Consider the following 15,462-nt stretch of genomic DNA (forward strand, 5'->3'; position numbering starts at 1 on the left):
CTGCATGCTGCCCCGTTTCGCCACCCTGCTCGCTGGCCTTGGCATTGCCGGCTTGGCTCAGGGTGCACCTACCGCGTATCCGCTGACGGTCGACAACTGCGGCAAACCCCAGGTGTTCGCCCAAGCCCCCCAACGCGTGGTGACGATTGGCCAGGCAGGCACCGAAATGCTGTATGCGCTGGGCTTGGCCCCCCGGCTGGCCGCGTCATCGCTTTGGTTCAATGACGTATTGCCCGATTACCAGGCGCAGGACGCCAAGGTCCCTCGGCTTGCCGACAACGAGCCCAGCTTCGAGGCGGTAGTGGGCAAGCGCCCGCAGCTGGTGACGGCCCAGTTCGAGTGGATGGTGGGGGACCAGGGTGCGGTGGGTACGCGCGAGCAATTCAATGAGCTGGGCATCGCCACCTATGTGCTGCCGTCGGATTGCGAAGGCAAGGACAACCGGGTGGGCGCCGACGGCACGCGGCTGCAAGCCTTCCAGGTCGAAAGCATCTACAAGAGTGTCAGTGAATTGGCCAGCGTCTTCGATGTGCAGGCTCGTGGCGCCGCCCTCAACGACGAGCTCAAGGGCCGCCTGGCCCATGCCCAGGCGCAGCTGGCAGGCGTTGACCTGTCCACTATCTCGGCGCTGTTCTGGTTCTCCAGCGCCGATCTGGCCACCGACCCGTACGTGGCAGGCCGCCAGGGCGTTGCGGACTTCATGTTGCGTGCCCTTGGCGTGCGCAACGTGGTGAGCTCCACCGAGGAGTGGCCAACCGTGAGCTGGGAGACATTGGCCAAGGCCAACCCGACCTGGCTGATCATTGCACGCATGGACCGCCGCCGTTTTCCGGCCGACGACTACCAGAAAAAACTCGATTTTCTGCGCAATGACCCTGTGACGCAGCACATGGACGCCGTCAAGCATGGGCGTATCATCGTGCTCGATGCCGAGGCGATGCAGGCGGGCATTCGTTTGTTCCGCGGCGTGCAGACGCTGGCCACGGCCTTCTCCACCGGCGTCGCAGCGCAGTGATCAAGCGTCTGGGGCTGACCTGCGCCGCACTGGCGGCCCTGCTGGGCGCGCTGTTGGCGGGCACTTCAATCGGTGAAAACCCGCTGTCATTGGGCCTGGTCGGCCAGGTACTGGCCAACCATGCTTGGCAGGCGGGCTACCCGGTCGACCCCATCGACGCCGGTGTCGTGTGGAACTACCGGCTGACCCGCAGCCTTGTCGCGGCGGCCTGCGGCGCAGGGCTGGCCACCTGCGGCGTGATCCTCCAGGCGTTGCTGCGCAATCCGCTGGCCGAGCCCTATCTGCTGGGCCTGTCGGCAGGCGCCTCAACAGGTGCAGTGCTGGTCGGGCTGCTGGGCCTGGGCAGCATGACGCTGAGCATGTCAGCCGGGGCTTTCATCGGTGCCCTGGCCGCCTTCGCACTGGTGCTGCTACTGGCGCGCGCCGCGAGCCCGGGCGGCATTGGCGCTCACATCATCCTGGCTGGGGTTGCCGGTTCACAGTTGTTCAATGCCGTGACGGCGCTTCTTATTACCAAGTCGGCCACAGCCGAACAGGCCCGCGGCATTCTGTTCTGGCTGCTGGGCAATCTCAGCGGCGTGCGCTGGCCTTCGGTCTGGCTGGCCGTACCAGTTGCCCTATTGGGCCTTCTGGTTTGCCTGTGGCAACGCCGAGCGCTGGACGCTTTCACCTTCGGCGCCGACTCGGCAGCCTCCTTGGGGGTTGCGGTACGGCGCACTCAACTGCTGCTGATCAGCTGTGCAGCCCTGGTGACCGCCGTCATGGTCTCGATCGTCGGCGCGATCGGTTTCGTGGGCCTGGTCATTCCCCATGCGCTACGCCTGCTGCTCGGGCCCGGTCATGACCGCCTGCTGCCGGCCAGTGCCCTGGGCGGGGCGCTGTTCTTGATCACCGCGGACATCCTGTCGAGGACGCTGATCGCCGGGCAGGTCATCCCCGTGGGGGTGGTCACGGCCCTGATCGGTGCGCCAGTGTTCGCAGTTATCCTGGTGGCCCGTAGGGGGCGCGCGTGACCGCCATGGCGCCCATGCAGCTCGCCCCAGTGGGCTGCCAGGGCATCAGCCTGCACCTGGGGGGCCGCCCGGTGCTCGACGGGATCGACCTGACGGTGCACGTCGGCGAGACCCTGGCCATCGTCGGGCCAAATGGCTCGGGAAAGTCGTCGCTGCTCAAGGTGCTGGCAGGCCTGCGTAAGCCGGCCACTGGCACCGTGCAACTGCTGGGCAAGTCGCTCTCGCGCCTGCCTCGCCGAGCGGTGGCAAGGTCATTGGCACTGGTCGAGCAGCATGCTGACACGCTCGATGCCATTCGAGTCTTCGACGCTGTGGCGTTGGGCCGTATCCCCTGGTTATCGGCCTTGGCGCCGTTCGGTGAGGACGACAAGGCCATCGTCGAGCATGCGCTGACTGATGTGGATGCACTGCATTTGCGCAGCCGCCTGTGGGGGTCGTTGTCCGGTGGCGAGCGCCAGCGCGTTCACATCGCTCGGGCCTTGGCGCAACGCCCCGCAGTGCTATTGCTGGACGAGCCGACCAACCACCTCGACATCCAGCATCAACTGGGCCTGTTGCAGCAGGTGCAGGCATTGCCGGTCACGACCTTGGTGGCCTTGCATGACCTCAATCAGGCATTGACCTGCGACCGTGTGGCGGTATTGAACAACGGGCGACTGGTCGCACTCGGCAAACCGCTGGATGTGCTCACGCCCGCTTGCTTGCTGAGTACCTTCGGCGTTCACGCGCACGTGCTCACTGACCCGCTGGACGGCGCTCAGGTATTGCGCTTTCGCAGCGCGTGAGCGCCTGCGTATCACGCGCCACATCGTGAACATCGAGTAGGCCGACGGTAGTGCGTGTTGAATACGGGCGGCGACAGCGAGGCCGCCGCGCGCCCCTGTCAGCGGTCAGTGAACGGTATCGGTCGCCGTGCGGCACCATTGCGCCCGCTCCTGGCCAGTGAGCGAGCCAGACAGTTCGATGAACGTGGCTTCCAACTCCGGTTCGACGTGGCCGGCCACCTTGATGCGACTCAACAGGTATTGCCTGACCGTCCTGGGCCACCTGCCCTCTCGGTGCGCGGCATTGATGATGCAGGCGGCATCCTGGCGGGTGGCGCCACGCCAGATGTCCATCAGGCGGTTCTGGAAATCGTCGAACGACCAACCGTCTGTGCGAACCTCGAATTCATCCAGCAGTTTCAGTTTGTACAGGGCCATGTGCGGCATTGTCACTCTCCCTCTGCGGCTGTGAAAAGTCCGTGCACGAGGAAGCAAACCATCACCTGCCTTGTAAGAAAATGAACGCGTGGTCCATCACACCCGCGTCAATGTAGGACATGTCCGAGCGCCTAACGCAGCCGCAGGTCCATGTGGGTCGTCTGCCAGATCGGGTCGTCCTCAACGTCTAGCAGGGTGAAGCCCTGCCGCTCCCAGAAGCTGACGGCGCCCGGCAGAAATGGGTGGGTGTGCAGGTAAAAACGGTCGATTTCATCGATTGCCGCCTGTGCTTTCAAGGCCCCGAACAAGCGTGCCGCCACGCCAAGCCGGCGATAGGCAGGCAACACGAACAGGCGCACGACCTCGGCCACACGCTGGTCACCGTAGTCGAACTGCGCAAAGCGGTTGTCATAGGGCAGGTAGCCGATCACGCCCACCAGGTCTGCGCCCGCCCGTGCTTCGAGGAAGGCGCCGGCGCCTTGCAGATAGACATCATCAAACTGTGCAAGGTCGGGAGGTAAAGGCGCTTTGGCAAGCATCGGGAACAAGTCCCGTCGCGCGGCCTCGACAAAGGCCACGACCTCGTCACGGCTTTCGGGGGTCACGGGGCGCAGGGTAAGTTCAGGCATGGGGCAACCGTTGCAGTCAAAGGCCTGGTTCTACCGCAGCCAGCCCGGCAAGGCAAATGCAACGCTCGTCCCGGACGTGCGCGCACCCGTATAATCGCCCTACCCCACAGCCCATTCAGGCCAAGCCATGCCTCGCTTCCCGAAGTTGCTGCTCATGTTTGCGCTCACCGCCGCGGTCACGGCGTGCGACCAGAAACCCTCGCGAGAAGAACAGATCGTTGCCCAGTTGCCGCTGCAGGAGGCTTATGACCACAACATTCAGCGCATGGCCGTGCTCCTTGCGGGCAAGCACCCTGACGTGAGCCAGACCCGTATCGAACAGGTCCTGCGTCGGCACCTGACGGTTGACGACCAGCGTCAGGACCTGTTCCGCTTGTACAGCGAACAGAACTTCACCGATGCCGAATTCGCCAGTATCGTCGGCGCCTTGCAGGACCCCGCCAAGGCCCGCGCCTTGGAAAAGACACCGCAAGGCAAGCGGTTGAGTGAAAAACTCACGGCACTGATGCAGCAAACCGCCGCAGATGCCAAGGTACAGGCGGTGGCTGAACAGCGCATGCAGGACGTGGAGGCTGAACTCAAGGCGCTTGAAAAAAACGCCCCCTGAGTGACACTCGCGCTACGCGACTGCCAATGAGCATTCCTTGCCATTCGCCGCATTTGATGATTCCGAGGTCAGGATTGCCTAACACCAAGCATGGATTGCGACTGGACCTGCGCAGGCTCATTCTGGTGCTCTGCGCACTCACCGCACTGGTGATGCTGTGCGCCAGCTATTTTGCCAGCTACCGCGTCCAGCGACAGTTGCTGATCAATCACGCACTGGAAGCGAACCGGGTGTACGCCACCAAGTTGGCCACCATCACCGAAACATTCATCGGTAACGCCTTGCAGCAACTGCAGTTCAGCGCAGGTGTACAAGGCCGACAATTGAGTGACGCCGTGGCCTTGCAGGTTGAAACAGACCGCGTGCTGGCGCAGAGCATGGCGTTCAATTCCACGTTCGTGATCGATGCCGACGGCACATTGTTGTCAGTTTCCCCTGCGCCGCTACGGCACCTGGTGGGCGGGCGCATGCGCTCCCCAGGCGTCGACGAAGCGCTGCACCTGCGGCGTGCGCTGGTCTCGACCCCGTACGTCTCTGCCGCCAACAACCTGGTGGTCACGCTTTCGCAGCCGATCATCGACAAGCAAGGCCGTTACCTGGGCTACGTAGGGGGCACCCTCTACCTGCGCGAACGCAATATCCTCAACAGCCTGCTGGGCGAGCATTTCTACAAGGACGGCTCATACCTCTATGTAGTCGACCACCAACGACGCCTGCTCTATCACCCTGATAACCAGCGCGTCGGTACTGTCGTGCAGGGCAATGCCTTGATCGATCAGTTGCCAACACTGCCCAGCGGCACCGTGGCGCTCACCAACAGCCAGAACGTCGAGATGCTCGCAGGCTTCGCCACCGTGCCCAGCGCCCGCTGGGGCGTGGTCGCCCAGCAACCACTGTCACGCACCGTGGCGCCGCTCAATACCCTGGTCCTCAATGTGATAGGTACATCAGCGCCACTGGCGCTGGTCGGCAGCCTGCTGCTCTGGTGGCTGGCATTGGTCATCGCTCGGCCGCTCTGGCAGCTCGCCGCAAGTGCACGGATGATGGACAGCGCCAACACGGCCGAAGACTTGCATCGGGTGCGTGCGTGGTATTTCGAGGCGGCTGAGCTCAAGCGAGCGTTGTTGTTCGGCCTGAACCTGCTGCACGAACGCATTGGCCGCCTGAACCGCGAAGCCCAGACCGACCCCCTGACAGGGCTGATCAATCGCCGCGGGCTGGAATTCAGCCTGTCGTTGCTGGAGGCCGAAGGGCGGCGCTTTTCAGCCATCGTCATGGACGTGGATCATTTCAAACGGATCAACGACGGCCACGGGCACGACACCGGCGATGCCGTGTTGCGACAACTGGCCCATTCGATGCGCCGTTGCTGCCGGGAAGGCGACTTGCTGTGCCGTACTGGCGGGGAGGAATTTCTGATGCTCTTGCCCGGTGCGGATCTAGCTGCGGCAGCCAGTGTGGCCGAGCGCCTGCGCGCGACCATCGGGGACACCCCGGTAGCGCCGGTGGGCGCCCTGACTGTATCGCTTGGGGTGGCGCACTGGGAGGGCACAGGCGATGCGGCCGGCACGTTGGCCGCGGCTGACAGAGCGCTGTATCTGGCCAAGCAAGGTGGGCGCAATCGCGTTGTCGTGGCCTAAAGCCCCGATCGCCGCGGTCGTTTCTGGCATCCGAAGGTCGTCCTCGACAAAGCGACTCGTAAGCGGGGCCGATCTACTGACAACCATAACTACTGATGGCGCGGCTCGACCGCACCACGCTCGTCATGGCTGCCAATGGAAAATCGGAGAGCACCCGCATGTCCGCACTTCACGAGGTATCCCCTGCCACCCTGCGCAGGGTGATCGCCGCTTCGGCCATCGGCAATTTCGTCGAATGGTTCGATTTCGCCGTTTACGGCTTTCTTGCAACACTCATCGCCAGCCAATTCTTCGCCAGTGGTGACCCGAGCGTCGCCCTGCTCAAGACCTTCGCCGTGTTCGCGGTGGCGTTCGCCCTGCGCCCACTGGGGGGTATCGTGTTCGGCGCCCTGGGAGACCGCCTGGGACGCAAACGTATCCTGTCGCTGACTATCTTGCTGATGGCAGGCTCGACCACCCTCATCGGCCTACTGCCCACGTATGCCAGCATCGGATTGGCAGCCCCCGTGCTCTTGACGCTCGCCCGCTGCCTGCAAGGTTTCTCGGCAGGCGGTGAATATGCTGGGGCCTGTGCTTACCTGATGGAGCATGCACCAAACGACAAGCGCGCGTTCTATGGCAGCTTCGTGCCGGTCTCGACGTTCTCGGCCTTTGCCTGCGCTGCCGTGATCGCCTACGGCCTGGAAGCAAGCCTGACCACAGAAGCCATGGCCACCTGGGGCTGGCGCGTACCCTTTCTGATCGCCGCACCACTGGGCTTGGTCGGTTTGTACCTGCGCTGGCGCATGGAAGAAACGCCAGCCTTCCGTGACGCACTGGCTCAGGGCAAGGAACATGAGCATTCGCCCCTCAAGCAGACCTTGCGCCACCATGGACGAGCGATACGCAACCTGGGCGCGTTCATCTCCCTTACTGCACTGTCGTTCTACATGTTCACCACCTACTTCGCCACCTACCTGCAATTGGTGGGCAACCTGACTCGCGCCCAGTCGCTGCTGGTGACCACTGTCGCGCTGCTGTTCGCCGCCGCTGGCTGCCCGGTTGCCGGCGCTGTGTCGGATCGGATCGGGCGGCGCAAGACCATTGGCTTCACCTGCTTGTGGGTGATGGTGTGCGTGTTCCCAGCCTACTGGCTGGCCAGCTCGGGGGCGATGTTCGGCGCCTTGCTCGGTGTCGTGCTGCTGGCGGTAGGCGCGTTGTCCAGCGGCGTGGTAACCGCTGCCCTGCTATCGGAAAGTTTCCCGACACGTACACGCTATACCGCGTCGGCCATCACCTACAACGTTGCCTACACCCTGTTCGGCGGCACCGCCCCACTGGTCGCGACCTGGCTGATCGGGCAGACAGGCAGCAGTCTGGCGCCAGCTTTCTATCTGGTCGTCATTGCCTTGATAGCGCTAGTGGGCGGGCTGGCGTTGCCGGAAACCTCGCGGATATCGCTGCACGATGACCCATCCCTGGCCGAAACTGGCAGCGCAGGACAATCCACGACCTGAACCGTGAGGGCTGCGCTGGCAGCCCTGCATGGCACCCGGTCTTCCATGAAAGGGCTCGACTAGAGGCTCAGTCTTCCAAGGGCTTGGGCGGTGAGGTGGGCTTGGCGGCCTTGCCCGGCTTGGTTTCCTTGGTCTTTTCCTGCACTGCGGTCGCAACCGGCTCGGAAGCCTTGACCGCTTTTTCACTGGCAGGTAGATCGTCCACCGCCTTGATGATGGCCTGGGGATCGAGGACCTCCCCAGTGTCGTCATCCTTGAGCATGTGCCGCTCACCGTCCTTGCCAACGAGGATGACCTTGGTCCCCTTGCTCGCACCAAGCTTGAGCTCGCGGATCAGTGCCATGGTGGTCTGCTGCTCCAGGTTCTTGTCGTCCCGTTTCCCCATCATCTGGGCGACGCTGTACAGCACGACGCTGCGCTCCTTGAAGGCAGCCTGCGTAGCCGGATCCTCCATGGCCTTGGTCACGGCCCTGAGGGTAGGGTCGGCACTGCTGGGGGCGATGATGACCAATGGCCTTGCCTTGCCCAGCTCCTGGGCCAATGGCCCACTACTGTCGGCCGCAAAAGCCGGGCTCACGGCGGCGAGCAGGGCGGCGAGGGTCAATGACCGGACAAGCATGCGCATCTCCTTATTCTCTCGATCAAACAAAGACTACGGACCTTGGAGAAAGATCCGACGCAGGAGCCTAAACCAACCCACCCGGCAAGGCGCAACTCAAAAGTAACTGGAGGTGTCACCCTGCTATGTGGCGCCTTACATGGCTCGTGCATGCCTACGAGCATAGCTCAACACGCTCACCCTGCTCCGGCACGACGGCGCTCCTGTTCCTAGGGTTGAAGGGGCTCGGCCGCGCTGTCCAGCGCCTGACGCGTGATGTCCAGCAGAAGCGCCCGTTCGGCCGCCTGGCGTTGCTGCGAAATTTCTTCCGTCTGCTGTAACACCTGCTGTTCGCTCAGATCAGCAGCCTCTTGCACAGCCTCCAGCCGTGCATGAAAAGGTGCGTTCATCTCGTCGAAACGTTGTGCATGCAAGCGGCGCACGTGACTGCACCAGAATTCCCTGTCCAACAGGGAGTTGGCCAGTTGCTCGCTGGTTTCTGCTTGCAACACGCGCCTGGCTGCTCCTTCGATATGCGTCTCGGTGACCCCGGCCACCGCCCTGAATGACATGCCGCTGGTGAAAATGGGCAAGTCAAGGCGCTCGCGTAGCGCCAGGCGGTAAGCCAGCACCACCTCGATCTCGTCAGGATCGGCACCATCGGCCTGTCGCCAGCGCACGTCGTCCATGGCCACACGCTCGACTTCATCCAAACGCCACAGCTGCCGCCCTAGGTGCAACAGCACCTGCTCTCGTTCACCTTGCTGCGCTTGGACTTCGGCCTGCCAGACCCGCAGGCGCACTTCCAGATCGCTGAAACGCAATGCCACGCTGTCCTGACAGGTCAGTTGCTCAGCGTCGCTGAACATCGCCATCCTCAAGTCGCTCGAATCACGCATGGCCCCCAACAATGTCAGGACTCGGCCGGCAAGATAGCGCGCGCCTGTGCGGTGCTGAAAATCCGCTGTTTCCATCAGGCGTTCGAGCAGACCGAAGAACTCGCCGCTGCCCTCCATGGCCTGCAGGTGTTCCCAGCAGGTGCCCAGTTCCGTGCGCTGGGCCAGGCCGATCGCATCCATCCAGTTCAGCCGCACCAGTACCATCGCTCGATCACGGGCGCGGGTAGCCGCTGTGAGTAACGCTTGCTCCAGCCGTTCGCGCTCAACAGCCGACAGCGGATTACCGCCCAGGTGGACCTCCCCCTCCACCCACAGGCGCGATTCATAGAAGTCTTCAGGCAATGCCGTAAGCAGGTTGTCGCGCAAGTCGACCACTCGCAGCGAAGTGCTCTCGAGCAGTTGGTAAGGCAAGCTGCGCAGGCCGGCGCCTGCTATACGCAACTCGTGCAGGCATGTCAGCCCGCCCACCGAAAAGGGCCTGCCCAACGGGTTGCGTGAGAGATCCAGGTAACGCAAATGGCTGCAGCTACCGAGAATGGTTGCCTGCCCCGCGTCCAGCACCACCTGGTTGTGCGCCAAGTTCAGCGTCCACAGATGTTCCATCTGCAAGAGCGCCTGGGGGATCCGAGAGATCTGGTTATCGGGAAGCTCGAGCGACCGGACACTGGTAAACGCACCCAGAAAGCTTTCAGGCAGGTAGCGGATGCTGGCGTCGCGCAGCGACAGCGAATACACATGATCAAACCGTATCTGGGGCGGCAGCTCCGGTAGACTTTCGGTGTGAATGCCGATCATGTCCCAACGATAGGCAAGAATCAGACTGTCGCCGTGCATGCCCTCATCGAGCACGTGCTGCCAGCAATTGCGCAAGGCTCTTCCCAGCGTCCGGCGACGTTGACGCTCGGCATGACTTGAGCCTTGCCTGGCCCACGTACGCAAATGCATGTTGAGCGTCCGGTACTGATCCTCCAGGCACTGCAGCCGCGCCTCGATGCCTCCTGCTGCCGAACGCGCATCAGTCAGCCACTCGTCGAGTTGATTATCGGTGTAGGTGGGGTACAGGAACCTCAGCCTTCGCAGATAGGGGTTGGGCCTGCGCCCGCCACGTCCACTGAGCACGTAACCCACGCGGCCGTCGGCCAAGCGGGTGGGCAATTGCCAGCGGCCGCGAGTCGCGATGCCCAGGAGCTCAGGCAGCGCTGCCCGGTGAACCTGGGCAAGCGCAGCGACTTCCTGGCGCAAACTTTCGGCGAAAGGCGCATGCAGCCCCATGGTTGTCAGTTGGGCCTGATCGTAGGCATTCACGATGACCTCGAACAGGTCCCCGGGAGGGCAGATTTCCTGCGAAAAGGCGTTTCTTACGCTGAAGCCTTGGGTGTCATGGAACAGCTGTAGCTCGACATCCCCTTCTCCGGCACTGGTCAGTTGCACGCCGTTGAACTGCGCACTCAACAGGCGCCACCGCACATTACCGATGCCTCCAACTCGATAGTCGAGCAATTTCAGGACCAGCTTGGCCAAGTCCGTATCCTGCGACGTCCGCAAGTACAGGCCTTCGAGGGCGCGCTGCACACGAATGTGCGAGCTGCGCTCACGGGCAGCTTCGGCCAGTTGCAATGGCACGCGACCCGTCCGACGCAGACGTTGCAGGTCGACACTGCTCGCATTGGCCAGCAGCGCCTGTGCCGCACTGGGGTACAAGCGTGGGAATACGCACTGCAAAGCCTGGATATCCTGACTGGAAGGAGACATTTGCTGATCAAGCAGGTGCTGCATGACCTCGTACCGTCGTGCATCGAGCTGCGCCGCCAGATCCGAAGAAGACAGGCCCTCGCCACCGGTCAGCTGCACAACCTGCGCAAGCAGCCTCTGATCTTCGATTACAACACCAGTGCGCAACTGCATCAGCAGGTTCTCGGTACGCTGAGCAAGATGCGCACGGCGGCTGGTATCGATCAGCGCTGGCAAGAGGTCGGCGCCGCGAAAATGCAAACCGCGTAGCTGGTCATCGTCGAGCGCGTGAATGGCCATGACCTGCTCGATTCGCGTGTCGTCGAGTTCAGCCATCGGCTCGCCCAGGCGCCTGAACAGGTAATGGCTGGTCGACCAATCCAGGGGAGACTCACTCCACAACCGCCACGCACCTGCACCGTTGTGCTGTAAAAGAGGACCTACACCCTCGCGCGGCACCAGCTGCCACTGCTCGTCCGTCGTGCGTTGCTGCACCGGGTAAGTGTGGCCGTCCATGCGGATCCATGCGCGGCTATCCTGGCGGCTGATCCCCTCATGATCTGCCACCGCTTCAACAGGTGGCGGGGAGCTTCGAAAGGGCGCCAGGTCCTCGGACCACAGGCGCGCGCCCCCATCCTCAACGTTGGACTGGACCAGACCATCTACCCACGTCGAGCGTTTCCACACCTGGGCCAAACCATAACCCGCTCCCGCGGTAACTCCAATCAATGCAACTTGAGCGGCCACATGGGTCATATGGTCCATAGCCTGCTCCGTCTCGCCTTCGTGCCAAGTGTCTACCCCGTGATACACCTCCTTCATCAACTCCCAGGCAGTCACGGCAAGCAATACCAGGCCCAACCCAGGTAGCCAGAAACTGGCCAGCCCCAGCAACGTCCAGCCCTCGACTGCCAGGCGTTTCTCATGCGCGCGCCCGATGGCCCGATCCAACGCGTTGACCGGAGGCGCCAGCGTTGCGGCATCGTCCATTACGTGTGCAACGCGGCTGCGGGCGAGGGTTTCGAACACAGGCTCCGACAAGGCGCTTGCTACCGGGTACAGGTCAGCTGTTGCCCAGATCGGTATGTCTTCATAGAAAGCCGACGCGAGCTGGCTGAAGAATCGTTGGCTATCACGACGTCGAATGAAACGCGCAAAAAACTGCTGATAGGCAGGCTGGCGCAAGCGTGCGTTGAGCACAGCGCGTTCAAAGCGCTCCAGATTATCGGCTGTGCTCCAGGCTCCAAACGGGTCACCCGGGATATACACCAGCACACGCTTGCTCGACGTGTAGAAAGGTGCCAACGATTCGTCCCGCACATCCAGCACCAGAATCTGCTGCAATGGACAATCCATAATCTGCAAGCTTTTAGGAAGTACTCGATTGCCGTGCAGGCGTCCCAGCCTGCCGCTTTGCCACAAATCGACCAACAGTTCGAGCTCGCCGGGAGCGAACACGCCCTGGGCATTGGCTTTGAATGCATCAAGCACCATTTCGTGCCGGTTCAGCTCACCTAGTAGCGCTTGCATGGAGGCCGACGCTAGATGGGCAGACAAGTGTTGTTGATAGAGCCCACCCAGATCCAGTTCCCGGGTCAACTGGGCAAACCGAGCGGCGCTAAGCCTGGGCACCGAGTTACCTGCCGCGTCGAACACGCCAGCCATCGGCGGCAAGACCTGGGGCTGCGTCTGTTCAGCGGTAAAATTTCGCAAGACGGCTTCAAGCAGCGGTATCTGGTAGTAGTGGCGTTCGTACAAGGGCACCCGTATCGGGAAGTAAGTGGCGAGCGGTACCTCGTAAGCATTGCGAAACCACAACTGGTCCACGCCCTGGGTGATACCGAAACGAGCGCTCAGGGATTTTTCCAGCAGGGGCTTGGCGAATGCCTCGACACCTTCGATCAATCCCCACCGCGCGGCCAGACGCTGGCGGCATTTCAGGCTGCTGTTCAGCGCTTGGCCTGCCTGGGCAATGAATGCCTTATCGAGCTTTTTGAGCCAGGCCGGCAAGCGAGCAGCGATCAGGCCATCCTGGCAGGCCTGCTCCGCCAGCTGTTGATCAGTGAGTGCGGTGTCCATCAGTTGCTCCCGTGAAGTGATTTTGCACGGGAGGTTAGCGAGACGACATACATACCTGCGGCGACGGGGTACTACCTCACGATCAAAACAGCAGCATCTGGTCATCGATCAACGTAGAAAAGCGATCACCCACAAAGGGAAGAATCGCATCGGCGACCGGCTGCAGTTGGCGCGACAGATAATGGTCATAGTCGATGGGGGCACGACGATTCTCCAAAGGCTGGGGCCCGGCAGTGGTCATGAGGTAGCTGATCCAGCCTCCGCGCTGGTACTGGAGCGAGCGACCCAGTTCCCGGTTATAGTCATCGGCAAGCCGTGCGGCCCGCACATGCGGTGGCACGTTACGCTGATACTCCGCCAGCGGGCGGCGCAGGCGTTTGCGATATACAAGCGAAGCGTCGTGCTCTCCAGCGAGCATCTGGCCGACGTACTCGCGAACGAATTCGCGATAAGGCTCGCCGCGAAAAATGCGTCGGTAGAGCTGCTGTTGGAAGGTCCTGGCCAGCAGCGACCAATCGGTGCGTACCGATTCCAGCCCTTTGAACACCATGTCTTCAGTGCCATCGGCACGCTGAACAAGGCCGGCATAGCGCTTTTTGCTGCCCTCCTCGGTGCCGCGTATGGTGGGCATGAGAAAACGCCGGTAATGGGTCTCGAACTGCAACTCAAGCGCACTCTCCAGGCCGAGCGTCTGGCGCAGGTGTTCGCGCCACCATTGATTCACCTCGCGCACCAGTGCATTGCCGATCTGCTCGGCCGCCGCCTCATCATGGCCGGTCTTGAGCCAGACGAATGTCGAATCCGTATCGCCATAGATCACGTCATACCCGCGGGCTTCGACCAAGGCGCGGGTCTGGCGCATGATCTGGTGCCCGCGCAAGGTGATCGATGAGGCCAGTCGCGCATCGAAAAACCGGCAGCCACTTGAGCCCAACACCCCGTAGAAGGCATTCATGATGATTTTCAGCGCCTGGGACAATGGCGCATTGCGATCCTGCTTGGCGTGTTCCCTGGCGCGCCACACACGTTCGACGATCGCTGGCAGACAGTGACGTGTGCGTGAGAAACGCGCCCCTCTGAAGCCTTCGACCGCGTTTGTGTCATCTGGCTGTTGCAGCCCCTCGGCGAGGCCGACAGGGTCAATCAGGAATGTGCGGATGATCGAGGGGTACAAGCTCTTGTAGTCCAGCACCAGTACCGAATCGTACAGCCCAGGTCGTGAATCCATGACGAAACCGCCGGGACTGGCTTCGTCGGGGCGGCTGCCCAGGTTGGGCGCGACGTAGCCTTGGCGGTGCATGTGAGGCATGTACAAGTGGCAGAAGGCGGCCACCGAGCCACCGCTGCGGTCTGCCGCCAGGCCCGTGACCGACGCGCGCTCAAGTAGAAACTCCAGCAACCTGGTGTGGGCAAAGATGCGTGTGACCAGTTCACAGTCCTTCAGGTTGTAGCGCGCCAGCGCAGGCTTGTCCTCGGCGAACATGCGATTGATTTCATCCATGCGCTGGTAGGGCGTACTGATGGCCTTGCCGTCACCCAAGAGGGTTCGCGCGACATTTTCAAGACTGAACGATGGAAAACTCCACGTTGCCGAGCGCAGCGCTTCGACGCCGTCGATCACCAATCTGCCGGGCACATCAATGAAGACATGGCCACCACTACCTGACGCGCGCAGGGTCATGGCCGCTCCCCCCCTGCCCAGGTGCATGGGTACTTGCAGCTGCTTGCCGTGTTCATGCAGCAGGCGCAGGTCGAACTGCACCACGTTCCAGCCGATGATCGCGTCCGGGTCGTGGCGCGCTATCCAGTGGTTCAGGCAGTGCAACAACGCACTGCGATCGGCGCAGTAGTGCAGGTCGAAGTCAACTTCGCGAGGGTCACCGTTGGGTGGGCCGAGCATGTACACCTGGCGCTGCCCACAGCCTTCCAGGGCGATGCTGTACAACTCGCCCCGCTCGGTGGTTTCGATGTCCAGCGACACCACGCGCAGCGATGGACGGTAGCTGCCGTGCGGCTTGAGCTGGGCATCGCAGAGCACGCCCTGCTCATCCAGGCGTCCAGCGAACTGCACGGGGGCCGTAATGAAACGCTCCATGAGGTAGCGCTCCGGTGGCCTGACATCGGCCTCGTAGACGTCGATACCTGCGGCGCGCAGCCGTTGTTCTACCTGAAGCAATTGCCGGTATTGACGGCAGTACAGGCCCATTACTGGGCGTTGATCGAATGTCTTCAATCCAAGCGGGCGCAGCTCTGCATCCGGCTCGTCGGCCAGCAACCGTTGCGCGTGCGCTTGTTGCGCCTGAGGGACGAACGCCACATTGATCTGGGGCGCCAGTCGCACTTGCCGGGGGCCCTGATCGGTAGCCAGCCACAGCTCCACGCACGTACCTGCCTGCGTGTCGTACCAGTGCCGGGTCAGGACGAAGCCCTGCTGCAAATCCACCGCCGCGCCCTCTGCGTTGTTGATGATGACGAATGTAACGGGTCGCTCCAGGCGCACCTGGCCTTGCCTGCGAGACGACATGATTGCGCCGGCAACCAAGCCCCAGCGTC

Annotated in this window: 11 protein-coding genes; 6 read left to right on the top strand and 5 right to left on the bottom strand. The window is 62.4% G+C overall.

Going from position 1 to position 15,462, the window contains the following annotated elements; genetic code table 11:
• Positions 1-4 precede the first annotated feature (4 nt).
• The 3 genes from FH041_RS08500 to FH041_RS08510 are packed head-to-tail and all read left to right on the top strand — an operon-like array spanning position 5 to position 2,813.
• Positions 5-1,015, top strand: a complete 1,011-nt coding sequence (locus FH041_RS08500; RefSeq protein ID WP_027914665.1) for an ABC transporter substrate-binding protein — start codon at positions 5-7, stop codon at positions 1,013-1,015.
• Positions 1,012-2,028: an iron ABC transporter permease gene (locus tag FH041_RS08505; protein WP_028686965.1), complete on the top strand. Its 1,017-nt coding sequence runs from the start codon at positions 1,012-1,014 to the stop codon at positions 2,026-2,028. The genes FH041_RS08500 and FH041_RS08505 overlap by 4 nt, the downstream gene beginning before the upstream one ends.
• 5 nt (positions 2,029-2,033) lie before the next feature.
• Positions 2,034-2,813 (top strand): ABC transporter ATP-binding protein, encoded by a 780-nt coding sequence (locus tag FH041_RS08510; protein ID WP_033736756.1) that lies wholly within the window; start codon positions 2,034-2,036, stop codon positions 2,811-2,813.
• Between the two features lie 105 nt (positions 2,814-2,918).
• On the opposite strand, the gene FH041_RS08515 is transcribed toward FH041_RS08510, so the two are convergent.
• A complete protein-coding gene (locus FH041_RS08515; protein ID WP_088522986.1) occupies positions 2,919-3,239 on the bottom strand; it encodes a hypothetical protein in 321 nt (106 codons plus the stop codon).
• Positions 3,240-3,361: 122 nt separating this feature from the next.
• Positions 3,362-3,859, bottom strand: a complete 498-nt coding sequence (locus FH041_RS08520) for a GNAT family N-acetyltransferase (RefSeq protein ID WP_027914662.1) — start codon at positions 3,857-3,859, stop codon at positions 3,362-3,364.
• 127 nt (positions 3,860-3,986) lie between these two features.
• Between FH041_RS08520 and FH041_RS08525 the strand changes: the two genes are divergently transcribed.
• From FH041_RS08525 to FH041_RS08535, 3 genes are all read left to right on the top strand, one after another.
• A complete protein-coding gene (locus FH041_RS08525) occupies positions 3,987-4,466 on the top strand; it encodes a hypothetical protein (RefSeq protein ID WP_027914661.1) in 480 nt (159 codons plus the stop codon).
• A gap of 74 nt (positions 4,467-4,540) precedes the next feature.
• A complete protein-coding gene (locus tag FH041_RS08530) occupies positions 4,541-6,106 on the top strand; it encodes a sensor domain-containing diguanylate cyclase (protein ID WP_140174396.1) in 1,566 nt (521 codons plus the stop codon).
• 158 nt (positions 6,107-6,264) lie between these two features.
• Entirely contained in the window at positions 6,265-7,602 is a 1,338-nt protein-coding gene (locus tag FH041_RS08535) for an MFS transporter (protein ID WP_088522987.1), read from the top strand.
• Between the two features lie 67 nt (positions 7,603-7,669).
• Here FH041_RS08535 and FH041_RS08540 read toward each other — a convergent pair whose 3' ends face one another.
• The 3 genes from FH041_RS08540 to FH041_RS08550 form a co-directional block, all read right to left on the bottom strand.
• Entirely contained in the window at positions 7,670-8,221 is a 552-nt protein-coding gene (locus FH041_RS08540) for a DUF4174 domain-containing protein (RefSeq protein ID WP_088522988.1), read from the bottom strand.
• A 209-nt stretch (positions 8,222-8,430) separates the two neighbouring features.
• Positions 8,431-12,909 (bottom strand): NEL-type E3 ubiquitin ligase domain-containing protein, encoded by a 4,479-nt coding sequence (locus tag FH041_RS08545; protein ID WP_168199528.1) that lies wholly within the window; start codon positions 12,907-12,909, stop codon positions 8,431-8,433.
• A gap of 82 nt (positions 12,910-12,991) precedes the next feature.
• Entirely contained in the window at positions 12,992-15,352 is a 2,361-nt protein-coding gene (locus tag FH041_RS08550) for a DNA polymerase II (protein ID WP_088523011.1), read from the bottom strand.
• Between the last annotated feature and the right edge of the window lie 110 nt (positions 15,353-15,462).

Origin of the sequence: Pseudomonas sp. SWI7, from assembly GCF_006351945.1 — a bacterium.
Classification (GTDB): Bacteria; Pseudomonadota; Gammaproteobacteria; order Pseudomonadales; family Pseudomonadaceae; genus Aquipseudomonas; species Aquipseudomonas fulva.